Source organism: Collimonas pratensis, assembly GCF_001584185.1.
GTDB classification, from domain to species: Bacteria; Pseudomonadota; Gammaproteobacteria; order Burkholderiales; family Burkholderiaceae_D; genus Collimonas; species Collimonas pratensis.
In genome coordinates, this window is sequence record NZ_CP013234.1 from 1 (window position 1) to 26855 (window position 26855).

At 57.0% G+C, this 26855-nt stretch carries 24 protein-coding genes; 9 read left to right on the forward strand and 15 right to left on the reverse strand.

Going from position 1 to position 26855, the window contains the following annotated elements; all coding sequences use genetic code 11:
• The 6 genes from dnaA to CPter91_RS00030 all read left to right on the forward strand — a co-directional run bounded on the left by dnaA (position 1) and on the right by CPter91_RS00030 (position 8494).
• Entirely contained in the window at positions 1 to 1440 is a 1440-nt protein-coding gene (dnaA, locus tag CPter91_RS00005) for a chromosomal replication initiator protein DnaA (RefSeq protein ID WP_061935286.1), read from the forward strand.
• Between the two features lie 327 nt (positions 1441 to 1767).
• Complete coding sequence (gene dnaN / locus CPter91_RS00010) at positions 1768 to 2874, forward strand: DNA polymerase III subunit beta (RefSeq protein WP_038483788.1); 1107 nt, start codon at positions 1768 to 1770, stop codon at positions 2872 to 2874.
• 205 nt (positions 2875 to 3079) lie between these two features.
• Positions 3080 to 5560 (forward strand): DNA topoisomerase (ATP-hydrolyzing) subunit B, encoded by a 2481-nt coding sequence (gene gyrB / locus CPter91_RS00015; RefSeq protein WP_061935290.1) that lies wholly within the window; start codon positions 3080 to 3082, stop codon positions 5558 to 5560.
• Positions 5561 to 6483: 923 nt separating this feature from the next.
• Entirely contained in the window at positions 6484 to 6795 is a 312-nt protein-coding gene (locus tag CPter91_RS27645; RefSeq protein ID WP_417924869.1) for a thymidylate synthase, read from the forward strand.
• Between the two features lie 212 nt (positions 6796 to 7007).
• Positions 7008 to 7565: a type IV toxin-antitoxin system AbiEi family antitoxin gene (gene abiEi, locus CPter91_RS00025; protein WP_061935297.1), complete on the forward strand. Its 558-nt coding sequence runs from the start codon at positions 7008 to 7010 to the stop codon at positions 7563 to 7565.
• Entirely contained in the window at positions 7562 to 8494 is a 933-nt protein-coding gene (locus CPter91_RS00030) for a nucleotidyl transferase AbiEii/AbiGii toxin family protein (RefSeq protein WP_061935300.1), read from the forward strand. Before abiEi ends, CPter91_RS00030 begins: the two co-directional genes overlap by 4 nt.
• Positions 8495 to 8614: 120 nt before the next feature.
• On the opposite strand, the gene CPter91_RS00035 is transcribed toward CPter91_RS00030, so the two are convergent.
• Complete coding sequence (locus CPter91_RS00035; RefSeq protein ID WP_061935303.1) at positions 8615 to 9547, reverse strand: AraC family transcriptional regulator; 933 nt, start codon at positions 9545 to 9547, stop codon at positions 8615 to 8617.
• Positions 9548 to 9648: 101 nt separating this feature from the next.
• Here CPter91_RS00035 and CPter91_RS00040 point away from each other — a divergent pair, with 101 nt between their 5' ends.
• Positions 9649 to 10392 (forward strand): SDR family oxidoreductase, encoded by a 744-nt coding sequence (locus CPter91_RS00040; RefSeq protein ID WP_061935306.1) that lies wholly within the window; start codon positions 9649 to 9651, stop codon positions 10390 to 10392.
• A 17-nt stretch (positions 10393 to 10409) separates the two neighbouring features.
• Here CPter91_RS00040 and CPter91_RS27650 read toward each other — a convergent pair whose 3' ends face one another.
• Positions 10410 to 10793 (reverse strand): pentapeptide repeat-containing protein, encoded by a 384-nt coding sequence (locus tag CPter91_RS27650; RefSeq protein ID WP_061935312.1) that lies wholly within the window; start codon positions 10791 to 10793, stop codon positions 10410 to 10412.
• A 274-nt stretch (positions 10794 to 11067) separates the two neighbouring features.
• On the opposite strand from CPter91_RS27650, the gene CPter91_RS00050 reads away from it, so the two are divergent.
• Positions 11068 to 11514 carry a mobile mystery protein A gene (locus CPter91_RS00050; RefSeq protein ID WP_061935315.1) on the forward strand — a complete coding sequence of 149 codons (447 nt, stop codon included), beginning with the start codon at positions 11068 to 11070 and terminating at the stop codon, positions 11512 to 11514.
• A gap of 35 nt (positions 11515 to 11549) precedes the next feature.
• Entirely contained in the window at positions 11550 to 12098 is a 549-nt protein-coding gene (locus CPter91_RS00055; RefSeq protein WP_236905908.1) for a mobile mystery protein B, read from the forward strand.
• Between the two features lie 19 nt (positions 12099 to 12117).
• On the opposite strand, the gene CPter91_RS00060 is transcribed toward CPter91_RS00055, so the two are convergent.
• From CPter91_RS00060 to CPter91_RS00120, 13 genes are all read right to left on the reverse strand, one after another.
• The gene (locus CPter91_RS00060) at positions 12118 to 12708 is read right to left on the reverse strand and encodes a hypothetical protein (RefSeq protein WP_061935321.1); all 591 of its coding nucleotides are present in this window, start codon (positions 12706 to 12708) and stop codon (positions 12118 to 12120) included.
• A 23-nt stretch (positions 12709 to 12731) separates the two neighbouring features.
• Entirely contained in the window at positions 12732 to 13496 is a 765-nt protein-coding gene (locus CPter91_RS00065) for a DUF899 domain-containing protein (protein ID WP_061935324.1), read from the reverse strand.
• 172 nt (positions 13497 to 13668) lie between these two features.
• Complete coding sequence (gene gstA, locus CPter91_RS00070; RefSeq protein ID WP_061935327.1) at positions 13669 to 14280, reverse strand: glutathione transferase GstA; 612 nt, start codon at positions 14278 to 14280, stop codon at positions 13669 to 13671.
• Positions 14281 to 14395: 115 nt separating this feature from the next.
• Entirely contained in the window at positions 14396 to 15079 is a 684-nt protein-coding gene (locus tag CPter91_RS00075; protein ID WP_061935330.1) for a Vgb family protein, read from the reverse strand.
• Positions 15080 to 15145: 66 nt separating this feature from the next.
• Positions 15146 to 16372: a hypothetical protein gene (locus tag CPter91_RS00080; RefSeq protein WP_061935333.1), complete on the reverse strand. Its 1227-nt coding sequence runs from the start codon at positions 16370 to 16372 to the stop codon at positions 15146 to 15148.
• 236 nt (positions 16373 to 16608) lie between these two features.
• Positions 16609 to 17280: a thiopurine S-methyltransferase gene (gene tmpT / locus CPter91_RS00085; RefSeq protein WP_061935336.1), complete on the reverse strand. Its 672-nt coding sequence runs from the start codon at positions 17278 to 17280 to the stop codon at positions 16609 to 16611.
• 184 nt (positions 17281 to 17464) lie between these two features.
• On the reverse strand, positions 17465 to 18097 hold the full coding sequence (locus CPter91_RS00090) for an ABC transporter ATP-binding protein (RefSeq protein WP_061935340.1): 633 nt from the start codon (positions 18095 to 18097) through the stop codon (positions 17465 to 17467).
• 36 nt (positions 18098 to 18133) lie between these two features.
• Positions 18134 to 18412, reverse strand: coding sequence for a PAAR domain-containing protein (locus CPter91_RS00095; protein ID WP_061935343.1), 279 nt, complete (start codon positions 18410 to 18412; stop codon positions 18134 to 18136).
• A gap of 2 nt (positions 18413 to 18414) precedes the next feature.
• Complete coding sequence (locus CPter91_RS00100; RefSeq protein ID WP_061935346.1) at positions 18415 to 19239, reverse strand: SEL1-like repeat protein; 825 nt, start codon at positions 19237 to 19239, stop codon at positions 18415 to 18417.
• A gap of 222 nt (positions 19240 to 19461) precedes the next feature.
• Positions 19462 to 20523 carry a tetratricopeptide repeat protein gene (locus CPter91_RS00105; RefSeq protein ID WP_082792473.1) on the reverse strand — a complete coding sequence of 354 codons (1062 nt, stop codon included), beginning with the start codon at positions 20521 to 20523 and terminating at the stop codon, positions 19462 to 19464.
• A gap of 85 nt (positions 20524 to 20608) precedes the next feature.
• Positions 20609 to 21670: an SEL1-like repeat protein gene (locus CPter91_RS00110; RefSeq protein ID WP_150119583.1), complete on the reverse strand. Its 1062-nt coding sequence runs from the start codon at positions 21668 to 21670 to the stop codon at positions 20609 to 20611.
• A complete protein-coding gene (locus CPter91_RS00115; protein ID WP_082792474.1) occupies positions 21670 to 23565 on the reverse strand; it encodes a phospholipase D-like domain-containing protein in 1896 nt (631 codons plus the stop codon). Before CPter91_RS00115 ends, CPter91_RS00110 begins: the two co-directional genes overlap by 1 nt.
• On the reverse strand, positions 23562 to 26342 hold the full coding sequence (locus CPter91_RS00120) for a type VI secretion system Vgr family protein (protein ID WP_082792475.1): 2781 nt from the start codon (positions 26340 to 26342) through the stop codon (positions 23562 to 23564). The genes CPter91_RS00115 and CPter91_RS00120 overlap by 4 nt, the downstream gene beginning before the upstream one ends.
• Positions 26343 to 26855 lie beyond the last annotated feature (513 nt).

The window sequence follows — 26855 nt, forward strand, 5'->3', positions numbered from 1 at the left end:
ATGGAAAATTTCTGGCAGAGCTGCTCTACCCAGTTGGAGCAGGAATTGACGCCTCAACAATTTAGCGCGTGGATAAAACCGCTGGCGCCCCTCGACTACGAGGATGGTCGGTTGCGTATCGCCGCACCGAATCGCTTCAAGCTGGATTGGGTCAAAACGCAGTTTGCCAGCCGCATCACCACGCTGGCGCACCAATATTGGGAAGCGCCGGTTGAAGTGGTGTTCGTGCTCGATCCGCGCAAGGCAGCCCCGGCGCCGTCCATGTCCAGCATGCCGGTGGCGCACGCCAACACTAATAATAGTAGCGAGCAGTCCGGCGCGATGTCGTCGGCTGCCGGCGGCGGCAGTTATGGCAACAGCAACTTCGACCGCCTGCCGGAAGTGCAGACCGAGAACACAGCCGTCACCGCGCGGCGCGACCAGTCCCGTATCAATACGGCATTGAGTTTCGACAGTTTTGTTACCGGAAAAGCCAACCAGTTGGCACGCGCTGCAGCGATCCAGGTCGCCAATAATCCGGGCGTTTCCTACAATCCGCTATTCCTGTACGGTGGCGTCGGCCTCGGCAAAACCCATTTGATCCACGCCATCGGCAACCAGCTGCTGGCCGACAATCCAAACTCCAAGATCCGCTACATCCACGCAGAACAGTACGTTCGCGACGTAGTGACTGCTTACCAACGCAAGGGTTTCGACGATTTCAAGCGCTACTACCATTCGCTTGATCTGTTGCTGATTGACGACATCCAGTTCTTCGGCGGCAAGAGCCGCACCCAGGAAGAATTCTTCTACGCCTTCGAAGCTTTGATTGCAGCGAAGAAACAAATCATCATCACCAGCGATACCTATCCAAAAGAAATCACCGGCATGGATGACCGCCTGATTTCGCGTTTCGACTCCGGCCTGACGGTCGCCATCGAGCCGCCGGAACTGGAAATGCGGGTCGCGATCCTGCTTAAAAAAGCAGCATCCGAAGGCGTCACCTTCTCTGACGACGTGGCATTTTTTGTTGCCAAACACCTGCGTTCCAACGTCCGCGAACTGGAAGGCGCGCTGCGCAAGATTCTTGCTTACTCACGTTTCCATGGCAAAGACATCAGCATCGATGTTGTCAAGGATGCACTGAAAGATTTGCTCTCGGTACAGAACCGCCAGATCTCGGTAGAGAATATCCAGAAGACGGTTGCGGACTTCTTTAACATTAAAGTTGCCGATATGTACTCGAAAAAGCGGCCGGCGAATATCGCCCGTCCGCGCCAGATTGCGATGTACCTGGCCAAGGAATTGACCCAGAAAAGCCTGCCGGAAATCGGCGAACTGTTCGGCGGCCGCGACCACACCACGGTGTTGCATGCGGTCCGCAAGATCGCCGGCGACCGTACCAAGAATCCGGAATGCAACCATGAATTGCATGTATTGGAGCAAACCCTGAAGGGGTGATTTCGGCCTGATTTCGGTCCGATTTTGACATTTCGGGCGATTGTGCACTTTGCCTGTCGCCCTGTGGATAAGTTTGTATAAGGTAATTTCAGCCTAATCTGAAAACTGTGGTTTTTTTGCTGATTTGGTTAAATCGCACGGATTGCTAATATGGCAACTTACAATCGCAAAAAATCGTCACAGCGGCGCAGATTTCCGGCCCGGAGGGGTCCGTAGAGGGTCGATTTAAGTTACATTTACAGACTGCTTACCAAGCATTTAAACCCGTACGCATTCAGGCATACAGCAAGCAGCAATATTTGATTTTTAAATAACAAGGATATAGCTATGCAATTGGTCAAAACCAACCGAGATACCCTTCTCCGGCCACTGCAGATCGTGAGCGGTATTGTCGAGCGTCGGCACACATTGCCGATTCTGGCCAATATCCTCATTCGCAAAGACGGCGAAAAGGTCTCTTTCCTGTCGACTGACATCGAAGTGCAAATCACCACCAACGCCAAGGTCGGCAGCGGCAGCGAAGTAGCGGCCACCACCGTCGCCGCGCGCAAGCTGCTCGACATCCTGCGCGCCCTGCCAGACACCGGCGAAGTCTCGCTGACCCTGAGCAACAAGCGCATGACCGTGCAGTCCGGCAAGTCGCGTTTTGCGCTGCAAACCCTGGCCGCCGAAGAATTCCCGACAGTCGCCCAGGCAGACCATTACAACGCCACCGTCACCCTGCCGCAAAAGACGCTCAAGCACCTGTTCAACATGGTGCACTTCTCGATGGCGCAACAGGATATCCGTTACTACCTGAACGGCCTGCTGCTGGTCCTCGACGGCAAGAACGTCATTGCGGTCGCCACCGACGGCCACCGTCTGGCGTTTTGCCAGGTCGCCACCGAGCAAGAGTTCGCGCGCCAGGAAGTCATCATCCCGCGCAAGACCATCATCGAACTGCAGCGTCTGCTGGAAGAAACCGACGAACCGGTCCAGCTCGAAATCGCCAACAACCAGGTCAAGCTGTCGTTCGCCGATATCGAACTGATCTCCAAGCTGGTCGAAGGCAAGTTCCCCGACTACACCCGCGTGGTGCCGAAGGGCTACAAGAACGACTTCACCATCAGCCGCGACCAGCTGCTGCGCTCCCTGCAACGCGCCGCCATCATGACCAGCGACAAGTTCAAGGGCGTGCGCTGGGTAGTGACACCAGGCAGCCTCAAGATCAGCTCCACCAATGCCGACCAGGAAGAAGCGATCGAAGAACTGGAAATCGACTACGGCGGCGATAGCGTCGACATCGGCTTCAACGTCACTTACCTGCTCGACGTCCTCAACAACCTCAAGGGCGACAACGTCAACATCGCCCTCGGCGACGCCAATTCCTCGGCACTGATCACCGTGCCGGAAAACGCCGATTTCAAGTACGTAGTAATGCCAATGCGAATCTAGCCGATGTAGGGTGGGCACCTCGTGCCCACGCTGCAACGGCCTCCGGCACACCGCGTGGGCACAGGTGCCCACCCTACGGTTGCTGGTAAAAGCCGTAGGGTGGGCAAGCTTTTCTGCCCACGCGCGTGCCCCCCAGCATTGCTTGTAAAAGTAGCATCCAGTCCCAATATATGTAGTTCCGAAGTAAGCTTTTCAGAAGGTAGCCATGTCATCAGCCCCAGATAACACCAATCAGCCGCAACCCAATGCATACGGAGCGTCCTCGATCCAAATTCTCGAAGGCCTGGAAGCGGTACGCAAACGCCCGGGGATGTACATCGGCGACACCTCTGACGGCACCGGCCTGCATCACCTGGTGTTCGAAGTGCTGGACAACTCCATCGACGAATCGCTGGCCGGCCACTGCACCGAAATCCACGTCACCATCCACGCCGACAACTCGATCTCGATCACCGACAACGGCCGCGGTGTGCCGACCGGCATCAAGTTCGACGACAAGCACGATCCGAAACGCAGCGCAGCCGAAATCGTCATGACCGAGCTGCACGCCGGCGGCAAGTTCGACCAGAACTCGTACAAGGTATCCGGCGGCCTGCACGGTGTGGGCGTGTCTTGCGTTAACGGCCTGTCCAAGCTGCTCAAGCTGACCATCCGCCGCGATGGCAAAGTGCATTACATGGAATTCGTGCGCGGCGTGCCGCAAAACCGCGAAACCGAAACCATCGACGGCATGCTGGTATCGCCGATCAAGGTCATCGGCGACACCGACAAGCGCGGCACCGAAGTCCACTTCTGGGCCGACGAAGAAATCTTCACCCACGTCGAATTCCACTACGAAATCCTGGCCAAGCGCATCCGCGAACTGTCCTTCCTCAACAATGGCGTGCACATCAAGCTGACCGACCAGCGCACCGGCAAGGAAGAAAACTTCGCCTTCGAAGGCGGCACCCGCGGCTTCGTCGAATACATCAACAAAGCCAAGAGCGTCCTGCACCCGACGATTTTCCAGGCCACCGGCGAAAAAGACGGCGTCAGCGTCGACGTCTCCATGCAATGGAACGACGCCTACAACGAACAAGTACTCTGCTTCACCAACAACATCCCGCAACGCGACGGCGGCACCCACCTCACCGGCCTGCGCGCCGCCATGACCCGGGTGCTCAACAAGTACATCGAAGAACATGATTTCGCCAAGAAAGCCAAGGTAGAAACCAGCGGCGACGACATGCGCGAAGGCCTCACCTGCGTGTTGTCCGTGAAAGTGCCAGAGCCGAAATTCAGCTCGCAAACCAAAGACAAGCTGGTCTCCAGCGAAGTGCGCCTGCCGGTAGAAGAAATCGTCGCCAAGACGCTGAACGACTACCTGCAAGAACGCCCGAACGACGCCAAGATCATCTGCGGCAAGATCGTCGAAGCCGCCCGCGCCCGCGACGCCGCCCGCAAGGCGCGCGAACTGACGCGCCGCAAAGGCGTGATGGACGGCCTCGGCCTGTCATCGAAACTGGCCGACTGCCAGGAAAAAGACCCGGCGCTGTGCGAACTCTACATCGTCGAGGGTGACTCCGCGGGCGGTTCCGCCAAGCAGGGCCGCGACCGTAAATTCCAGGCCATCCTGCCGTTGCGCGGTAAAGTGCTCAACGTCGAAAAAGCCCGTTTTGAAAAGATGCTGTCGTCGGAACAGATCACCACCCTGATCGCCACCCTCGGCACCAGCATCGGCGCCGACGAATTCAACGCCGACAAGCTGCGCTACCACCGCATCATCATCATGACCGATGCGGACGTCGACGGCGCCCACATCCGCACCCTGCTGCTGACCCTGTTCTACCGCCAGATGCCACAACTGGTAGAGCGCGGCCACATCTACATCGCCCAGCCGCCGCTGTACAAGGTCAAGCACGGCAAGGACGAGCGCTACCTCAAGGACGACGCCGAAGAAGTCTCCTACATGATGCAGGTCGCCCTCAACGACGCCGCCCTGGTCCCAAGCGAAGGCGCGCTGCCGATCAGCGGCCCGGCCCTGGCCGAACTGGTGCGCCAGTACAACATGGCCAACTCCATCATCACGCGCCTCACCCGCGCGGTAGACGGCGCCGCCCTCACCTCCATCATGACCGGCGTCACCCTCAAGCTGGACACCCTGGCCGACGCCGAAGCCTCGGCCCAGGCCCTGCAAGCCTCGATCAACGAGCCATCGGTACAAGTCGTCGTCAAATCCGACGAACTCTCCGACAAGCACGCCCTGCGCATCCAGCGCCGCTACCACGGTAACATCAAGGTCAGCGCCATCGACAGCGACTTCGTCGCCAGCCCGGATTACACAGTGCTGGTCAACGCCGCGGAAACCTTCAAGGGCCTGATCGGCCCAGGCGCCCTGATCCGCCGCGGCGCCGGCGAAAAAGTCAAAGAATCAGCCATCATCGACTTCCACCAAGCCATGGCCTGGCTGCGCGACGAAGCCGAACGCGGCGTCAGCAAGCAGCGCTATAAAGGTCTGGGCGAGATGAATCCTTCGCAGCTGTGGGAAACCACGATGGATCCGACTGTGCGCCGCTTGTTGAAGGTGCAGATTGAGGATGCTATTGCTGCGGATCAGATCTTCATGACGCTGATGGGGGATGATGTTGAACCGCGTAGGGCGTTTATTGAGTTGAATGCGCTGCAGGCTGGGAATATTGATGTCTGATTTGTCGGATGACACGGAAAGTGAAATCTGTGCCAAGTAAGTGAAAAGTTAATGACGCAGATAGTGAAATAATCTTTGAAGCGGAAAGGTCAGCCTAAGTGGGTTGGCCTTTTTTTGTGTCTACGACACAAAAAAGACATCCGGCCAATTTTTAGCCTTGATGGATACTAGAGAGAGTCGGATGCGTACGGGTCAAGCCTCTTCATTGATTAACGCAGTGTTTCCTGTTGACGCATCGGCATTGCCTTTTACTAGAGCTATTGTCGCTGGATTATTGGTTTTTCAATATTCCTACCCTTTGTTAGTTGTCGTAGCTTTGTTTGCCATTATCCATGCGCTTCATGCGGTTGAGTGGATCAAGTCTAGATTTTCCAGTCAAGGTACATATGAGCTCCCCCCATTCCAATCGATTGCATTCCTTTTGCTGTCAATCGTAATTTTTCTGTTTTCGACAAGATGGGTAAATCAGGATTTTTCTGAAAAGCTGTGGCCAGCCAAGGTATATCGCCTAGCACATGTGTTGGACTTCGATGCAAAATACGAATGCAAGAATCTACGGCCCGGGCTCGCGGTTGTATTCCTGGGGCCGGAACAGGCGCGAGTTCTTGTTGATACTTAAGACGCCAATCTGGGGTATCGACTGATGCTCCACAGAACGGGGCAAGCCGCAAGGTTTGTCCCGTTTTACATAGTGGCCTCCTCTTTTCTGCGACGCTTCAATCGCCTGAAGGATTCAGGCCGTTTTTCTGATTGTGCTTCCCGCATTCCAAGGAGGTCTCTAATCATTCTGACTTTCACGGGGCTAATGCTTGGCACCTCATCGCGAAGATCCTTGAGCAGCCAATACGCTACCGGAAAATTGAAAAATTAAATTGTTATAGCCCGAATAGAATTTTTAGCGTTAATTCTTTTTCATTCGATTCATTGTTCATTTTTGGAGGCTAACTCGCAGTAATGATCTCTATCTTGGAACTCCCCATAATGTCGTTCAATTCACGTGCTTGCAAGAAATTATGGCAGGTTGGCTAGGTATAGAGGTCGGCTCATATGTCCAGATATGTGACAGTTTGCATCTTTACGAGCATGATCTAGCACATTTTACTGTCTCGTTGCAGGTGCCGTCTGTGAGGAATACTGATACGCTCGCATTACCCAAAAAAGATTTCGACTGCACCGTCGCGATGCCCTGCAGACGGTTGAGGCATTCATCCCTTCTACCATTGAGCCGCAGGTAAAAGAAATTTTCTCCACTAACTATTTATTCTCCAGTTAACTTCGATGGTCAGCAGAGCGTCCAGGAAACGCCAGCCAAAATCGACGCGATGAAACAAGTAGCCTAAATCCCTACAAAAAAATAGGGAAAGAGGATACATATTGAATTTTTGGCATTGTGGATTTATACTAAGTCTACCAATTCCCTACTTTAAAATCGGGTTGAAGGTGACTTATGAAGAAAATCGAATTGATCCACAAACTCTTGGAGCTCGATAGGCGCGGGGTATATGTCCTGGCCCGGCGCGACATCGAGAAGCTCTTTCCCGACGAGAGCGAGAAGGCGATGGAGAAGTCCTTGCAGCGGATGGTCGCCGACGGCCTCCTGCAGCGAGTGGCCAAGGGGCTCTACCTGAACCCGGCCGCGACGAGCAAGAACCGCTGGATCGCCGAAGAGATCGCCAGGGCGCTGCGCCCTGGATGCCTCTCCTATGTCAGCCTAGAGTCGATCCTGTCCGAGTATGGGGCCATCTCGCAGATTCCGATCAACCGGATGACGGTGATGACGACGGGGAAGAGCGGCGTGGTCGACACCCCCTACGGGACGATCGAGTTCACGCACACCAAGCGCCGCGCCGCAGAGATCATCAAGCGCACGATGCAGGCCAAGGGCCGGCCGCTTCGCATCGCCACTAAGCAAGCGGCGATCCGGGATCTCTTGCGCGTGGGCCGCAACGCCAACATGATCGATCGCAGCGAGCTCGAGGACGAGCTGCAAGGAGAAAACGCATGAGCGAGGACCAGCAGGATTTCAACGCGCTTGTCGACCTGGCCATGGCCAACCCGGGGCTATCGGCGATGCGGCCGGTGGTGGAGAAAGAGCTGCTGCACTACGAGATCTTCCAGGCGCTCGATGCCGAGGGGCTGCTCAAAGGGTTGGTGTTCCAAGGCGGCACCTCGCTGCGGCTGTGCCGCGGGTCGGATCGGTTCAGCGAGGACCTCGATTTCGCTGGCGGCAAGGACTTTTCGGCCGACAGTATGCAGAAGATCAAGGAGTGCGTGGAGAAGCGCATCGGCGAGCGCTTCGGCCTGAAAGTTACGGTCAACAACAAGCCGGCCAAGGTCGGCGACGACGGGATCAAGCATGTCCGCGTCGACAAGTGGTGGATTTCGATCGAGACCTCACCGGAAAATTCCGCGATGCCGGGACAGAAGATCAAGCTGGAGATCGCGAGCATCCCTGCCTACACCCGTGAGCTGCTGCCGCTTCGGGCCAACTACGACTTCCTGGGCGGCATGCCCGTGGTGCTGGTCAACGCTGAATCGCTCGATGAGATCATGGCGGACAAAGTGCTGGCGTTTCCGACCTCGCTTCTGGACAACCAAGGTCAACCGGTGGGACTTGACTCGGCCAAGATCCGCCACCGCGACATCTGGGATCTGGCGTGGATGGCGACGCGCGGCGCCAAGCTGGTCCCGGAGCTGGTGCTCTCCAAGATCGAGGACTACGGTGTGGTGGACTACCCCGGGCTGTTGGAGGCCGCGATCAAGCAAATCCCGCAGATCGTCAAGAGCCCTCAGTTCCAGGCGCAGATGATGCGCTTCATCGATTCGTCAACGGTCGCCAGGACGCTGGCCACCGACGGCTACGCCGACTACCTTGTGATGTCGGTTGGAGGTTTATTTGCCCAGATGCAGGCAGCGCTTTTCAAGAGGGGCTAAATATTTGGACGGGAAAACTGCGTTATTTTCTATATGCGTCGACACCCATATGTATAAAAAAACGACTTTTCTATACATATTCAAATTGATATGTATAGAAAGTTGCTTTCTATATGCACATCACGAATGGGGATAATCCACCTCTCGCGCATAACGCGTCGGCGCCAATCCCACATGCCGCGTGAACGCAACGCTGAACGCGCTTGCAGAACCATAGCCAACCCGTTCAGCCACTTCAGCAACGCCTCCTTCCTTCCGCCGCAGCAGATCCTTGGCCATCGCCATGCGCCAGGCCAGCAGATAGGCCATCGGCGCGATGCCCACCGCGCGGCTGAAGCGCTCGAAGAACGCCGAGCGCGACAGCGCCGCCTCTTTCGCCAGCTGCGCCACCGTCCAGGGCCGGGTCATGCTCTCGTGCATGCGCCGTATCGCCACCGCGAGGCGTTCGTCGGCCAGCCCGCGCAACAGGCCGGGCGAGGCTGCCGTTCCCGCGGCGGAGCGCAGGGCTTCGATGAGCAGCACCTCCAGCAGGCGCGCCAGGATGACTTCACGCCCGGGCCGCTGCACGCGGGATTCGTCTCCTACCAGCTGCACGAGTGTGGTCAGCCTGTTGCTAAGCTCGCTGGTCAGCCTATCTTCGCCGCGTACGTGCAACAGCTGCGGCAGCAGCGACACCAGCAAGGCCGCGTCGGGCGAGCCGAAGACGCAGTAGCCGATCAGCATCTGCACGTCAGGCGGCCCGCTTTGTGTGCCTAGCCTGAACTCGCCATGGGGCAGCGCGACGGGTTCGCTATTGAAGTCCTCCGCTACCGGCGCGAAGCTGGACATCGTGAAGCCATACGCCGCGGGGATCAGGACAAAGTCGCCCTTCTTCAGGTCGATCGGCTCCTGGCCGTCGGCTGCCAGGCGGCAGGCGCCGTCGAGGACCACGCCGTAGAACGGTTGCCCGGCTTCCGAGCGGCGCACCCGCCAGGGGCCTGCGGCGCTGACGAATTTCGAGAACTTGGCTTGCGGTTGGAGCAGTGTGACAACTTCCGCGAGGGGATCGACCATGACTGGACTCCTGCTAATGGAACATGGACTCCTGATTGTAGTACGTCCGGTTGCGGGCCGCTATAGTCAATGTACCGCACACCAACTACAGGAGTCCCCCCATGAAAACCGTCCTCATCACCGGCTGCTCATCTGGTTTCGGCCTCGAAACCGCCCAATATTTCCTCGACCGCGATTGGCAAGTCATCGCCACCATGCGCACCCCGCGCGAAGACCTGCTGCCGCGCTCCGAGCGTTTGCGCGTGCTCGCCCTCGACGTCACCGATGCCGACAGCATCCGCCGGGCCGTGGCGGAGGCCGGACCTATCGATGTCCTGGTCAACAACGCCGGCATCGGCATGCTGGGCGCCCTCGAAGGCACCACGATGGAAACCGCCCGCGACGTCTTCGAGACCAACACCCTGGGCACGATGGCGATGACTCAGGCGGTGCTGCCGCAGTTTCGGCAACGCCAGGCCGGCGTTATCGTCAACGTCACCTCGAGCGTGACCTTGAGGGCGCTGCCCCTGCTCTCCGTGTACACCGCTAGCAAGGCGGCCATCAACGCCTTCACCGAGTCGCTGGCGCTGGAACTCAGGCAATTCAATGTGCGGGTGAGCCTGGTGCTGCCGGGACGGGCGCCAGAGACGCGCTTCGGTGAAAACGCCCAGCCCCGGATGCAGAGCGGCATCCCCGAGGCTTACGCCGATTTGGCAAAGAGCGTGTTTGCGGGATGGGGGCAGTCGTCTGCTGTTACGCGGGCGCAGGATGTGGCGGAAGCGGTGTGGCGTGCGGCGAACGATCCGACGAGTCCGGTTCGTATTGTTGCCGGGGCGGATGCTGTGGCGTTGGCTGAGTCGTGTTGATCTCGGAGGCCGGGTATTTAGTGCTTGTTTCGGAACTCGCCTTCTAGCCCTTTGCAATTATCTTGCCGGCATTTGTACCAAGCTACGTCATCAAAGGAACATTCACCATTTAAATTGTCCATTGTGAATTCACAATCTGTAAATTCGCATTCGACAAATTTGGACCCCGAGAATGCGGTGCCGCGAAATGTGCAACCCTTGAACTTCACTTGTACAAGGATGGCGAGGTTGAAGATTCCCCAATACCATTCGCAATTTTCAAATGTGCAGCCGACAAAAATCGAGTCAATGCTACCGCCCTGGCTATTTATGTGAGCGAAATCGCAGTAGCGAAAGGCGCAATCTTCCCAACTGGCGGGTTTGGTTAAACGAGATTCAAATCTTTCGGCCTCAAACAGCATATTGGAGTGATATTCAAGTGTAAATTTTGATCGGGTATACCCGATACATTTATGTGATATTGATCGTTTATAGGCGATTGATGAAATATTTCCGGTTGTCTTATCTATTCACATGCATGGATTAAAAAAAGAGGGGGGCGGCGTGGTTTACAACAAACTGGTTAAACCCGATTCAATTTATTGTATTGAACGGCTGTAAGCAGTAAGATTAATATAAATTGACCGGGTATAGCCATTCAATTTATATTAATTCAACCGGGTATAGACTATCAAAATGGACATTCAAAAACTGCGGCTGTCGCAAGTCGATAGTGCCGTGAAACAGGCATTTGTGCCGTCGCGCCCGTCGATCGGCTGGATCCAGACCATACGCACCGCATTGGGCATGACGACGCGTCAGCTGGCTGCGCGCATAGGTGTAACGCAGAGTACCCTGGCTGAACTTGAAAAATCCGAAGCCGCAGACAAGATCACGCTGCACTCACTGCGGCGAGCGGCTGACGCCATGGACTGCGATCTCCAATACGTCCTTGTACCACGCAGTTCCTTGAAAAAGCGCGTTGAGAATCAGGCAGAAGCTATCGCACGTCAGCGTGTCAGCCGCGTCTTCCATACGATGCGGCTAGAGGACCAGGCGCCTACGCAGAAAGTGGACAAAAAGGAAATTTCCAAAATGCAAACCAGTTTGCTTGCAACAAATTGGAAGCACCTATGGGAGTAGGACTCGGCCAACAGCATGCGCCAGGCGCTACCCCATTGGATCCGGACGAACTTGCTGGCTTGATCCCACGGCATATCACGCTCAAGCGCGAGCTGGATGAATACGAACAGGCCAACATCCTGCAGGCGCAGGCTTGGGCGGAGTCTCGTATTCGAAAAAATATGCTGAACGAACGCGATCTGCGTCAGCTACACAAGCGCATGCTCGATAAGACCTGGCGATGGGCGGGGACATTTCGCAAGACTGAAAAGTCCATTGGGGTGGATCCAGCCAGGATCAGTGTCGACCTGCATAATCTCCTGGAGGATGTCAAATGCTGGCGGGAATTGAACACCTATCCAATTGACGAGCAGGCGGCACGATTGCACCACAAACTGGTTCTCATCCATCTATTTCCCAACGGGAATGGAAGGCACGCTCGCCTGTTCACGGACTGTTTCTTGCGCTACTGCGGGGTGCAGCCGTTTACATGGGGTAGCGTGAACCTCGTTGATGCGTCAGATACGCGCGCTGCTTACATCGCGGCATTGCGGGCAGCAGATAATAGAGACTATGGTCCGCTCTTGGCATTTGTGCGGACTTAAGCAGGGTTGGGTTAAATCATCATGTGTTTGCCGCCGGAAGCAGCTTTCGTCTAAGCTTCTGAAGCAAGCGCCCGCCGTCATCAAAGCCCCTGCAGACACCGCAGGCGATCCCGCCGGTGACGGCTAGCATCGCCACAGTGTGAACCCCCACTGCCGCCAGCGCCAGCATCAGCGAACCGGATGCAGTGATCTCGCGCGCCGGCGTGTCTGCCATGCACAGCGGGATGAACGCCGGCACCAGCATCAAACCGGCGCCGTGCGCGGTGGACGTCATGAAGGACCAGAGCGCCAGCCCGGCGTGACTCGCCGGTACCCGCGCCCGCCTGGCTTTCCGGCCAAGCAAGTGATACACCACAACGCCCGCCAACAGCACGCCCGCCACGACTTGCAGCGCGCTGCGATCCATCCCCAGCCCAAGCGCTACCGCAGCAGCCACCAGCGCGACCGATGCGGCGTGTCCGGCCGCAATCGGCGCCAGGGCCCACAACGCCTGCACCCGGTCGCCTGACCGCACACCCCAGGCGGCGGCAAACATCCAGCCGGTGGCGGGGTTCAGCCCATGCAGGGCGCCGACTCCTGCCACTGCCAGCCATGGCCAAAGATTTGACATGATGCGCTCGGATAGCTCACGCTTCAGGTATGCGCGCAGCAGGAAGAAGCGGCCGCCGGCGCCACCTCATAGCGGTCATGGTGACGCACCCATTCCATCTTGTGCGGCACGTCCCGTTCGCCGCGCCCCTCGGGCGTAAGGTCCATCATGTTGTACGCCCCCATCATCACTTCTACGCCGCGGCCGTAGGTCGAGTAGGTGTGGAAGATGTCGCCGGCGTCGTCCTTGTAGAACACGCTGACACCGGGCGCCTCTTCGTGCGGGAAGGGCTGCATGACGTAGTTGTAGCTGACCTCGCCTTTGGCCCGCTCTTCCGGCGTGAAGCTGACGTTGAAGTCGTAGTTGAAATCGCTGCCGCGCGAGGACACCCAGTCGAACTGCCAGCCCATGCGCTGGCGAAAGCGTGCGATCTCGGCCAGCGGTGCGCGTGAAATGGCGACCAGCGTGATGTCGCGCTGCGCCAGGTGGACGTTCATGCCGTCGGTGTGGTCGGCCATGAACGAGCAGCTCGGGCAGCCTTGCTCCCAGCCGGGGCCGAGCATGAAGTGCTGCACCAGCAGCTGGCGGCGGCCGGCGAACAGCTCGGCCAGCGTGCGCCGGCCCTCGGCAGTGTCGAATACGTAATCCTTATCGACGCGCTCCCACGGCAGCGCGCGCCGCTCGCGGGCGACCTGGTCGTGCAGGCGCATCAATTCCTTTTCGCGCGCCAGCAGCGTCTTGCGGGCGCTTACCCAGCGCTCGCTGGAGATCACGGGATGATTCTTTATTTCGGAAATAGTGGTGTTCATGATCTGCTCCTATTGATACTTCCTTAAATGATGACAACTCTTGTCCATCTATCACTCGTCGGGTGGGCACCTGTGCCCACGCGGAAATGGCGGGACGCGCAGTCCGGGATGGATAGCCAGGGGCGGTACAGCGTGGGCACAGGTGCCCACCCTACAACGGATGGCAAAGGGGTCAGGCGGCTATCGGCTGTTCGCGGTGCAGCGCTGCTTGTACAGTTGGGCGGGTCGCGATGCGTTCCTGGAACGCCTGCAAGTGCGGGAACGGCGCCAGGTCGAGGTTGACGAACGCCGCCCAGCGCGTCACCACAAACAGATAGGCATCGGCGATGCTGAACCGTTCGCCCACCAGGAATGGGGTGAAGCCAAGCGTGGCATCGAGCAGCGAATAGTGCTTGCGCAGATGGGCCATGCGTCCGGCACGCATTTCATCGCTGGTCTCGGGGTAGAACAAGGGCAGGTAGCCCTGGTGCAGCTCTGAATTGATATAGCCCAGCATCTCTTGCAGGCGGTAGCGCGCCATGCTGCCGTTGGCGGGGGCCAGATGTGCATCGGGCTTCAGGTCGGCCAGGTATTGCACCACGGCCGGGCCTTCCGTCAGCACACGGCCGTCGTCCAGCTGCAATGCGGGCACATAGCCCTTGGGATTGATGGCGAGGTAGTCGTCGCCGTGTTCGGTGCGTTTGCTCTTGCTGTCGACCTTCACCAGTTCGATGCTCAGGCCAAGCTCGTTGGCGACAATATGCGGCGACAGCGAACAGGCGGACGGAATGTAGTACAGCTTCATGGTCATGCTCCTTGGATCAGGGTTGCTCAGGACGGCGCCTGAATGTGATGGGCGTACGAGGTCCCTCGGCTATGCCGAAGAGGCAGTCCTGCCCGACGTGCTACTGCGGTGATTGTTAGCCGGCTGCTTTCGGACGCCGCACGGCGCGTACCTTACCGGTGCCGCCGCCGCCGCAATAAAACAGGCCGGCGCCGTCGGATTCGAGCCCGCTGACGTTGATGCCGGGCGGCATTTCCAGTCGCTCAAGCACGGCGCCGCTGGCTGGGTCGACGCGGCGAATTTCACTCTCGTCGCCTTCCCAGGTGCCGTGCCACAGTTCGCCGTCGACCCAGGTCACGCCGGTGACGAAGCGGTTGGACTCGATGGTGCGGAGGATGGCGCCGGTGGCCGGATCGATCTGGTGAATCTTGCGGTCACGGTGCTGGCCCACCCACAGGCTGCCTTCGGCCCAGGCCATCCCGGAGTCGTTGCCGTGGCCAGGCGCCGGGATCGATGCCAGCACCTTGCCGCTGGCGGGATCGATCTTGTCGATGCGCTGCTCGGCGATCTGGTAAAGATGGGTGCCGTCGAAGGCAGTGCCGGCGTCGCAGGGGCAGTCCAGCGCGCGGGTTTGTTCGCCGCTGTCGGGATCGAAGGCGATCAGCCTGGCGCCGGTGGCGGCCCAGACGCGCTGGCCGTCATGGGTCACGCCGGCTACCTGGTCGACGCCGGCGAAAGGGCCGTATTCGCGCACGATCTCGGCCAGGCGCGCCTTGGCCTGGGGTTGGTCATTGCCGGGGGTGCTGGCTTTGCGGGTCATCGCTGTCTCCTAGCGGTTGTTGCGGTTGACTTATAGCGCGCCGGGAAGCGGCGCCGTAAGAGAACTCTATTCCATCTGAAGCGAGGCGGGGAGTAACAAGATTGTCGTGAATCCCGCCAGCGGCGGCGACAGCCAGCGCTGCGTCCGTGCCCGCCCTATTGAGCGCACCCGTCCGGCCGTCTCCAGCTCGGCCAGCGCGCGCTGGACGGTGCGCTGGCTATCCCCCAGGGCCAGCGCCAGGGCCGAGGTCGACCAGGCCGCGCCGTCAGCCAGCAGCGCCGCCAGCGAGGCCTGCTCGCCGTCTATGGGCGGCGCCAGCAGCACCACGGTGCGCTCGGCTAGCGGCTTGAGTACGAAACCGCGGGCAGTGGCCTCGATTTGCGCCAGTTCTGCGACGAGCGCGCGCAGGCGGCCAATCTCGACCCGCAGGCGCGCCCGGTGTGTCTCGTCGGGGTGACGGGTGTTGAATGCAGCCGCAATCAAGGCTTCCCGGTCGACATCACCAGGCCACGCCTCGGCCAGTGCGCGCACCAGGGCAAACAGCACCGGCCGCCGCGCCAGCGACTGCCAGGCATTGCTAGCGCCGACGCCTAGTCCGCGACGGCAGGCATCGACTACCAGCGCATCGGAAGCCAGCAGCGCCGCGACCTCGTCAAGGCGCAGCGCCTGCTCGCCGCCGGCAAACAGGCGCCGGGCGGCTGGACGTTCAAGCGCGGTCAGCGCCTCAGCCACCTCGGCCAGCAGCGCCGGCACGCGCGCGCGGCCGGCTGCCTCGTGTGCGCGGGCCAGCGCTGCCCGCGCCGTGTCTACGCGCAGCGAACGCAGCGCCAGTTCCGCCACAGCCAGTTCGGCCACCGCCGCCAGCGACGGCGGCAGGCTATGTCCATCAAGTTGCGTCAGTGTCGCTTCGGCTTCGTCAAGGCGGCCCAGCAGCAACAGCTTGCGCGCCGCGATCAGCCTCGCCTGCAACGCATTGGCATGATCACCGTGCGCCTCCAGCGTGACCAGCGCCGCCGTCAGTGCGCGCGGCGAACTGCCAAGATCGCGTACCGCCAGCGCCACCTCAGCCTCGGCCACCACACAGCGCGCTCGCGCCAGCTCCTCGTGAGCGCCGAAACCACGGGCGGCACGCCGCAGCAACTCACGGGCGCGCGGATGCTCGCCCAGCTGCGCCATGGCGATGCCGCGCAAGGCCAGCGCCGGCGGATCGTCGCGCAAGGCGACACGTTTGAGAGCGCCGAGCGCGTCGCCGGCGGCGAGAGCACGGGCGGAGGCGGCTATGAGGGAATCCATGACGGTAGAATACACTGCGGCGCCGATGTCGCGGCGGGCTGATGAAATTGCCGCCGCCGGCTGTAGCGTCGTTTAGTGAAGGCGTGCGTCATTGCTGCGTTAGCGGTTCGTAGGGTGGGCAGATTTTCTGCCCACGCTGAGCGCACTCCTCGATTGACCGATGTTCCGCGCGATCACAACTTCCTACCCTGCCAATTTTCGCAAATTAAAATCCGCTCGGTCTTGACGGAGCGGCATTACGCCGTCGGCTGCGCTTTAACGTTTTGTCTGTTGGCTTTCTGAAGGAGCCAGGCAGTCTCCGTTGACGCAACCTTCCCCTTCAACCCGCCCGCAATATTCTTGGTTTCAAGAGACTGCAATTGATAAGCTGCGCCGTAATGCCGGATTACTTCGTCCTCGTCCACCGAAAACGGCGGGCCATCGATCACGGATTGATCGTATTCGTAAGTGATCAGCAGCTGCGGCGCCGCGCCGCTTATTTGCATCAGGTGAGATGCATATAGCTGTCGAGTGCCAGCGGGCAGCGCGACCAACGCAGCGCGATCGTATATCGCATTTACGGGACCAAGATAATCCGCAGACACCTCGAAAATATCGCCCACCCATATGTCGATATCATCAGCGCTGTAGCGCGACAATTTTCCCACTGTGGATATTGCCGGCTCCCGGCCAAGTTCTTTGAACAAATCGTTGATGGCTTGTGCGCTCAACTCCGCGCCGGCAACGCGATAACCGTTGGCAAGCAGCCATGCAATATCGCGCGTCTTGCCGCACAAGGGCAGAAAGACCCGGCTGCCCTTTGTCAGGTTTAGTTTTTCAAAATGTGTTGTCAGTAACGGGTTGGCTTCGCTTTCATGGAAATTGATTTCGCCCCGTTCCCATTTTCGATGCCAAAAGCTTGCTTCCATAGCGTCTCCTTGAATTGTGCGTCAATAACATTCCATCGACCTGGCCACTGAAACCAGGTTGGAAGTTGCGTGACGAGCCAGGATACAAGTTAAAGGTAACTTGAAGTCAAGCATTAATCAGTGCTGTGTTCGTATACGCTGGTCAATCCACCTGCAATTTGAGCTTGCGGCCAGCTGCCTGGCCTCAATCGCCCAAGTCCACCACGGCTGCCAACCCCACTCCCTCCGGCGCCTCATACAGCGCAATCACCCACGCCCGCCCCGGATCGCCGGCAAGCTGGTTCAGCATCTTCACCACAAAATTGATGGACGCCTTGTCCAGCCCCGCAAACGCGTCATCCAGCAGATTGATCGCGGCGCCGGCAGCGAACGCAGCCGCCAGCCACACCTTGCGCTTGCTGCCGGTAGACAGCATGTAGAGCTTCTTGTCCAGGTGTAGCGTCAGCGATAGCCCTTCCGCCAGCGCTGGCAGCTGTGTATCGTCAAAGCCCGGGTAGGCACCATGCAAGGACGCAAAATATTCGCGCGCCGTCATCTGGTCGAACGCCTCCGAGCGCGGATCTACCCAGAATACCTGGCGTCGATAGGCCTCCGGCTGCTCGTCCAGGCGTACGCCCTTGATTTCCAGCTGTCCACCCTGCGCCGCCAGATCGCCAGCCAGCAAACGCAGCAAACTGCTCTTGCCCCGCCCATCGCCGCCGCGCACCAGCGTGACGCCGGCGGGGATGGCGGCTGACCAGTTGCTGAACAGTTCCTGGCCGGGATAATGGAAAGTCAGGTTGGTGGCTTGCAGGATGGCTGCTTGATCTAGTGTCATGGTGCGGGTTTACAGATTTGCCAGACGGTTATCTGCTTAACCGACAGACGCATGCGCGCTGCCGATCAGCTTGCAGCCGCACTCCGTCAGGCAATCTTGCACAGCGACAGGAACGCCGCCAACCGTAAAGGTAGGATGCGCGGTGACGATCTTATTGATGCCGTGCGGCCGGCCATCGGGGTAATGCTGCGGGCAGTTAACCTCATCGCCAAGGCGCGCAATGGGTTTGCCGCCGATGTCGTGGGTAGGTGAGCCGCTGATGACTTTACCGCCGTGGTCGGTATCATCGCCGACTGTAATGATTGTGAGGGACATGGTTATAAGGCCGGTTTAGCGGCGTTGAGTAAATCAATTTTGTTGCCGTTCCAGTGAGGCAGTTTAGCAGGTGGGAGCGGCAAGACTTTATCAAGATTGGGAAATCGTAAATTGGGATTGTTAGCTAGAGCTTTTCCTAACAGCCAATATCGGTCTGCTCGTGCTTGATCTACGCCATGAGGAGCCAGGCCTTCGGCATTTTCAAATTCGTCTGCCAGATAGTTCGCAGCTCGAGTACTGCCAAATTTTACGCCTTCGTGGAAATAATAGAGTGCGTGTGGTTTGTCGTTATTGACGATCTTATACTGTACTCCCAATTCTTCCGCTGCATTTCCATTTCCTTGCGCAAATGCGCATTCCAGCATTTTCACACCTATTGGTGTATTGGCCCAACGGCTGCGCTCTGGAGCGTCTTGGCTAGTCAAAAGACTGCGCCCGATAGTGAATTGTGCATAGTCGCTCCCCATATCGGCGGCTTGCTGCCAGAACGCCCAAGCCGAAGTGGCATCCTGTTTGACGCCAAAACCATCGGAATAATAATTGCCCATTACCGCGTAAGCCAGTGGCACACCCATTCGCATGGCGTCTTCAGTCAGCGCCATCGCAGCTTTGGAATTTCGAGTCACTAGTACTGTATTAGGATCTCTTAACCCCCATACGCCGGTTTGGTATAGCGTCGCTAGATTGTTCATCGCTTTCCAATGCTTTCGCTCCGCCGCTTTTGTATAGAGTTCAATGATGCGAGGCCAGTTGCGATCGTCTTTCCAAAGGTCAGGTGTGTCCAATGCAACTGCCTCCTGATACCAGGCCTCGGCTTGTGGATCCAAGGGCGGCGTTACCGTTGATTCGTGTTTGCAAGTAAATTCTGACCGATGTGGATGGAATAGTTCGGGAATTTGGTTGCGAGGTAAATTGCTGTCTCTGGAACAGGCGGCTTGAGACAACGCCATAGAAACAAGGCAAAGCATTAAGTGGTGTTGCCAGGTTCGACTATATCTTCTTGATGGTACGGAGAATGGGGCCATGGCATAGGGTGTCACGTGTGCAAATTAACCTGCCAAGCCGGACACTGGCTTTGGCGAAACGGATTGGGTTTCTTTGGCAGCGTCCAGTAAATGATCTTCGTTACCGTCCCAGTATGGCAGTTTAGCCGGAGGCAGCGGCAACACTTTTTCGAGATCGGGAAAACGCAAATCGGGATTGTCGCCTATTGCTTTACCAAACACTTTGTAGCGGCGTTCGCGATCATGATCAACAAACGGTGCGGCGTAGCCCAATGGGCCGCTTTCAAAAGCAATTTCAAGATAATCAGCGCTATCTTGATTACCTAATTTCACGCCATCTTGGTAATAAGATAAAGCACGAATATTGTCTGCGCTAGTCTTTCGGACTTTGTATTCCAAGCCCAATTCATAAGCAGCTTGTCCATCACCTTGTGCCAAGGCACATTCCAGCATCTGCAATCCAATTTTCTTATTAGCCCAAAAGCCTTCTTTGGGGCTGTCGTACGAAGCAAGCAATTGGGTACCTAAGCGTGTCTGTGCGCCTGGTGCTCCCATTTCGGCGGCTTTTTGCCAAAAGGCATAGGCAGCAGTGGCATCCGGCTTCAGGCCGCCTACCCCTTGCATATGATAACTACCCATGTTGTCCCATGCTTGGGGTACGCCCCAAGCCATCGCTTCTTCTGTCAGTTGTAATGCTTTTTCGGAGTCTTGGGGCACCCCCTTACCACGCAAGTACAATCCCGCGAGATTATTCTGGGCTTTCCAGTGCTTGCGCTGTGCCGCTTTAGCCCAAAGAACTGCAGCAGTTTTGTAATCTTTGTCTTCCTCGTATTTATCTTCGCTAGTCAAGGCCATGCCTTGTTCAAACCACCGATCAGCTTCTGGATCAATTGGAGGAACAACAGCAGCTTGCTGGATACAGATGAAAGCAGCACGATGTGGCTGGAACAATGGTAAAGAGGTATAGCGCAGTTTGCTGGATGTAATATGACGATTCTCGTAGAAAAATTGGGTGACGATGACTAGCAAGACTGCAGCAAACAACAACAGGCCGAAGCGTACGTACTTTGGCTTGTGGGAGAGAGAATATAGGAATTTTCTCTTCATCGGGGCATTAGCCGGGTACCATAATTGGTATCGTCAAACGACAAAATAAAACTGTTTCGCTCGGCAGCTTGCGATCATCATCAAACTATTTTGCTATGCCAGGCGCTGGTTCTGGCGAAACTGGGTGGACTTCTCCCGCAGCCTCCAGCAAATGATTTTCTTCGCCGTCCCAATACGGTAATTTGGCAGGAGGTAACGGCAATACCTTGTCCAAATTCGGGAAACGCAGATCGGGATTGTCACGCAATGCTTTCCCGAATACTTGGTAGCGGCGTTCGCGATCATGGTCAACGAATGGCGCCGCATAATTTAACGGCCCGCTTTCAAAGGCGATTTCGAGCGCATCTGCGGAGTCCTGGTCTCCAAATTTCACTCCGTCTTGATAGTAGGCTAGAGCGCGAAGTTTGCCTTCGCTAGTTTTCTGCCGTTCATATTCCAAGCCAAGTTTTCTCGCTGCTGCGCCCTGACCTTGAGACAGCGCACATTCAAGCATTTGCAGACCAATTTTTTTATTGGCCCAAAAGCCATTTTTTGGACTGTCGTACGAGGCTAGCAATTGCCCACCTAAAAGGGTCTGCGCTCCTGGCGCTCCCATATCGGCAGCCTTTTGCCAAAAAGCGTACGCGACAGTGGCATCCGGCTTCAGACCACCTACACCTTGCATGTGATAGCTACCCATGTTGTCCCATGCTTGGGGTACACCCCAAGCCATTGCTTCTTCTGTCAGTTGCAATGCTTTTTCTACATCTAGGGGAACGCCTTTACCACGTAAATACAAACCAGCGAGATTGTTCTGTGCTTTCCAGTGCTTTCTCTGCGCCGCTTTCGTCCAAAGGGCAGCAGCAGTTTTATAGTCCTTGTCTTCTTCATACTTATCTTCACTGGTCACCGCCATACCCTTTTCAAACCATAAATCTGCCTCTGGATCGATTGGGGGAACTACGGCTGCTTGCTGAATACAAGTAAATTCGGTGCGATGAGGATTGAACAAAGGTAGCTGGCTATAACGTAATTGACTGGACATGATATGGCGATGTTCGTATGTAAATTGGACGATACCTAACAACAGGCAGACGGCAAGTAATGGCAAACCGAAACGTATATACCAAGGCTTGCGGGAAAACGAACGTAGAAAATTTTTCTCCATTAACGAACCCGCATGGCGCTGCCACCTGTGTCCCTGAACGGTACGATAAAGCTACCATCTTCGAAAGCTTCACTATTGCTCTGGCCACCATAATTTTTATCCATACGATCTTTCCATTTTTTATGCGTTTGCGCAATTTCATTACGCGAACCGCCGCCACCACTTAGATCACCACCAGCAAGATTACCCCAAACGCGCGCACGAGCATTGCTGGTAAAACCGGGATCTTCGGTAATTAGATTTAACTCACTATCCCCTGCCATCGAACGGGGGCTTAGATTGGCGCTGCCCAAGGTGGTGAAAGTATCATCGATCAGCATTAGTTTGCTATGGATATAAATTTCACGATAACGCTCTTCTGAGCTCTTGCTTTTACTGGCGCCATTGTCATCGAAGCTTTGCAGCATGGCGACCAACACCTCTATGCCAAGCTGCTGGAGTTCTCTGCGGATCGCCTTGATGTCCGATAGGTGCTGGTTATCCACAATATCTCGTGGGCCAGGATTAGGTATCGTTCCTACATCGCCGTCGTAGTAATCTCTACTCGGTGGCGGAGTGTTAATTACTTTGGTAGCCTGTTCTGCCCCCGCTTGATAAGTCGGAAACTGATCTCCCGCCCCGAGTTCGGCAACAGTGGAGTAGGTACGCGGAACCATGCCGCGGTCTTCTGGATTCGGGATGACGATAAATACATACAAAGCCGGAATGTCTTTTTTTACGACTTTGCCATTCAGGTAACCTGTCTGGTTGGCCTTGCGAATCTGCTTGATTCCCTGCGCCCACTCAGGCAGGAAGAAATACTGGTTCTCCGCGTAGATGTATTGGATCGCATTGGAGAGCGCCAGCTGGTAGCTTTCCCAGATGGTGGCGTCTTGTTCTTGCGGTTGAGTGCGCACGATCTGGCAGCGGTGTCCGGCTGTGCAGGAACTGCTTAAGCTGCCTGCGCTGACCTTTGCGCGGGAGCCTAGTAAAGCTCCATTCAGCAATGGTTTGCCCAGTTCTGTTTTTACGTTATCCCATGCCTTGGAAAAATTCTGGTTCAGACTATAGAGGGCTTCGCCCTGAACGCGTATTGCGTAATCGCGATACGGTTTGCGGATGACGCTGCCGGCCCGGTCTTGCAGATAGTCGGCCTCGCGGCAATGGTCGTTGAAAATATGGGAAGAGCTATCCCAGTAGTCGGTAATCGAATTGAGCCCCATGACATAGCCGACGGCGCGGCTTGGATCGGGATGCTCATAGTCGATCAGTACCGGCTTCTGGTGGTGGGTCGCCACTTGCTCTGTCAATAATTTTTCAAGCAAGGTGGAAGACATGTCGGGGAAGTTTTTCGCCAGGCTATGCCGGGCATCGCTCGATGGCACTGAACGCGTGCGTACTTCAATATTCGGATACTCGCCGTATTGGATGCCTTTCCACCAGGCGATGCAATGATCCAGCCGTTGCTTTTCAATGCCATCCGGCGTGTGCCAGAGGCTTGGACTGATGTAGCCAATCATGTTTCCTTGCTTCGCTGAACCGACAAGGTCTTTCCAGATCAGTAGGCGTATTTTGACACCCTGCTTGCTCTTGCGAGCCAGAAGATCGCCAAAGGTCTCGCCGCGCTGGCCCCATTTGCCGGGCTTGCGCACCAGCTCCATGGCCGGATCGAAACCCCAGCACACGAGATCGACGCTATGACTGGCTTTATCAATATCGCTGGCAATGCTGCCGAATCCTTCCTTGCCGCACATGAAAAACTGCAAGGCATTGTTGTTGTGGATCGGATGGGTATCGCTACGGTTTTCCAAGAACCATTGCATCGATCCTTGCGGCGCACGCTGGTCGGTACTGGCCGGAATGTGTTCGTCCCTGCGAATGGATTTGAGATTTTTTTGAATGTCGTAACTCATCATGCTTCTCCATCTTGATCGCCAGCCTGGGCGCCGCGGCGGGCTTGATCTGATCTGCCCTTGTCGCCCAGACCGTCGGTGCGTAGGCCTTTATACGCAAGTTCTTGATCTTTTTTGACCTTGTCTGCGCTATCGAATTGTTCCAGGGTCGGCACCTTGAACACGCTGCCGTTCGGCAGCTTGACGTCGTACTTGTCACCTGGCTTGATGTCCTTGATGTTCACACGTCCCCATGCATCGGCTACATTTTTTTCCACCTCTGCACCATTCTTGTAGAGGGTGTATGGATGGTTGGCATACATCGAGGTGGCGGACGCCGGCACGTGCGACAAGCTGAACACCATATTGTCCTTTAACGGTGGTGGCGGCTCGGGTAATTTCGGTAACGGCTTATTGGCTGGTCCCGGCAGGCTGTGCGTGGCGGCATGAGCGACAAAACTGCCGTTCGTCCCGTGTTCGATTCCTGCTGCATTGTATTTGACGTAGCTGCCGCCGCCATTGATCACCACTTCTTGCTTGGCGATGATGCTGATGCGATTGGCGGTGTGGGTGATGTTCAGCTTGGCCAGCATGTTGATGCTGTCCTTCAGGGCCTGCATGTCAATGTCGCCCTCTCCTGAAACCATCTTCATGCCGGCTTTTTGCACGAACAGCCTGAAGGTTCGGCGAATGCTGGCGAACAGGCTGTCGCCACTGGCGATGGACAAGCTCTTGCCGGTCGTGATGGCAGTGTTCTGAGTGCTGGCGACATGGGTGCTGCCGCTGGTGGTGGTCTCAATACCTGCAGGACTGGCCAGCACGAGGTGAGGTTGCGACAGTTCAGGGAAGCTGCCCTCTTCACCGGTGCCCTGCCCCTTGATTGCATCATTTTGCGCCTTGATCGCTTGTGCGACATCGCTTTGTTGCCCCTGTTTCTCCTGCGCCCCAGCCTGCTGCGCGGCATCGGCCAGCGACTCATGCTGGTCACGCGCCGCAGTCAACCGGCTGACCGTCTCCCCCATATCCTTGATGTGCGAAGCAGCGTTGTTTCTGGCCTCGGTGGTGATCAGCATCCCCTTGGCCGACCGCGCCACGCCATGGCCGTCAGTCCGGAGTTCCCAGCCCTCGCCCCGTGCATCCTTACGCCCTGCATTGTCTTCGATCCGCGTAATGCTGCCCAGGCTCAACTGGCTGTGCTGATGATCGCTTTTGAGCTGCGCCTGGATCTTGCCGTTGGTGTCGTCCAGGATCAGGTGATTGCTTCTGCCGCCTGCCTGGTTGCCGCCGTTGGGCGTCAGTTCCCGGCTTCTAAAACCCATCAGCGATTGCTGGGTCGCCAGCTTCCATGGCGGCATGTTGCGCTGGTTGTAGACACTGCCAGTGACGATGGGACGGTCGGGGTTGCCATCGAGCCATTGCACCAGGCATTCCGAACCCACCCGCGGGATGGATTTGGCTCCCAGTTCTCCGCCGGCCCAGGAACTGGCGACACGCACCCAGGCCGAGCTGCGTTCGTCGTTGTTGCCGATGCGGTCCCAGTGGAACTGGACGCGGATGCGGCCGTACTCGTCGGTATGAACGCTGCCCTGGCCGGAAGGACCGACCACCGTGACGGTTTGTGGAGACAGGATCTTGGTGTTGACGCTATGGTAATTGCGGCCGGGACGCCAGGGGATGGTCTTGCGCAGGCAAGTCAGTTCATTGCGGTACTCGGCCTTTTGATCCGCCTGCTGCAGGTAATTGTTGCTGGCGATGTGGTGCACTGAGATGATCAGGAATTCATTCTTGCCGGCGTCTTCGTGGCTGGCGAACGGGCTGGATGAGAAATGGCCGGTGAGGCGGTACCAGCGTCCAGGCAAGACATAGCGGTTATTCCCCGCGGCTTCAAAGTGTTTACCGGCTGCTTCGTTCTCTTCCATGCGCAGGCGCGACAGCTTATCGGCATCCTGGGCACCTTTTACGCCATAAGCGCCGGTATATTCATAGGATTCGACATCCTGCACATTGCCCTGCTTGTTCAGGGTCGGCACGCCGGCATTGATCGGCACCGGGCTCTTGAAATTGAAACCGGAGAGTGACACTGAACCGGGAACGATCTGCCGTACCGGGGAGAATTCGCCAATGCCGTCTTCTTCAAACGCGCCGCCATGGCGCTGGAAGCGGATTTCTTCTCCGCCGTCGATGGCCGCAGCCTGGGTCGAGTCATCGGTGATGACGAGTTTATGGCCCTTGTCAGTATGTTCGTAGTAGTACAACAGGCCGGCCGCTTCCAGGCGACGGTGGACGTAGTTATGGTCGCTCTCATCGAACTGGATGGCGTCGGTCATGATCGGATCAGTGCCGCCGACACGATAATCCCAGTCCGGCAAGGTGCCGTAATCGGCGCAGATGCTGTCGATCTGTTCGCGCAGGGTCTTGCCGTGGAAGATGTAGTTATCCTTGCGCAGGCGCAGGTATTGGGTCCAGGGGCCCAGCTTGGCTTGATAGAAGACGATATTGCCGTCGGTGCGGAGCAGGCGGAATTCGAAGCAGTAGCCGGTGAAGTAGCGCAGGCTGCCATCGGCTCTCACCAGTTCTACGCAGAACAGCTTGCCTTGCAGATCCTTCAGGGCTAGTTCGGCATCATCCGATAATAATTCCACGGTGTAGTCGAAATCGCGCGACAGGCTTTCGACGGCATCGAGCTTGTTGACCAGCAGCTGGGCCTGCGGACCGTCGTCGTGCGGGAAGGACAGCCGAAGAATACGATTGTTCTGCCGGCCCTGGATCAAGGCGGACAGGGATTGCAGCAAGCTACTCATGCGGGGCCCCGGGAATTGAACTGCCAACAACAAAATATTATTCTAACAATATTCTGTGTCGAGATGCTAATTGATAAAAATCACATTCAATCATACTCGCTGGCGGCTTTAATTGCCAAAAAGAAATATCTGTAATGGGCGAATTTTACGAGAATTGACAATGTTGTTGGGCTTTGGAGACGTCTACCTGCCATCTACGTCTGATGTTGGCCGCTTATCGATGCCGGATAGGGAGGCCATGGCTCAGGCATGGCGACATGCTTGTCTGTCATTGGTTTTTTTTGAGTGTTCCGATCGGTTTTTTGACGGTTTTTGCTGCGCAAATTTTGCCCTCGCCGCCGCACTTCGGCAGCGATGCAAGCTGTTCCTCTCGCTGCAAGCAAGGCCGGAATGTTGGATAAATGTGTCTATGAATCCTCTAGAGATTCATTTTTACAATCGGACATTTGTTGCATATGATGGGGCGGCAAGGGCTATAGGCGGGACATGCGGGGTGGCCGGTCAAGCGGAATT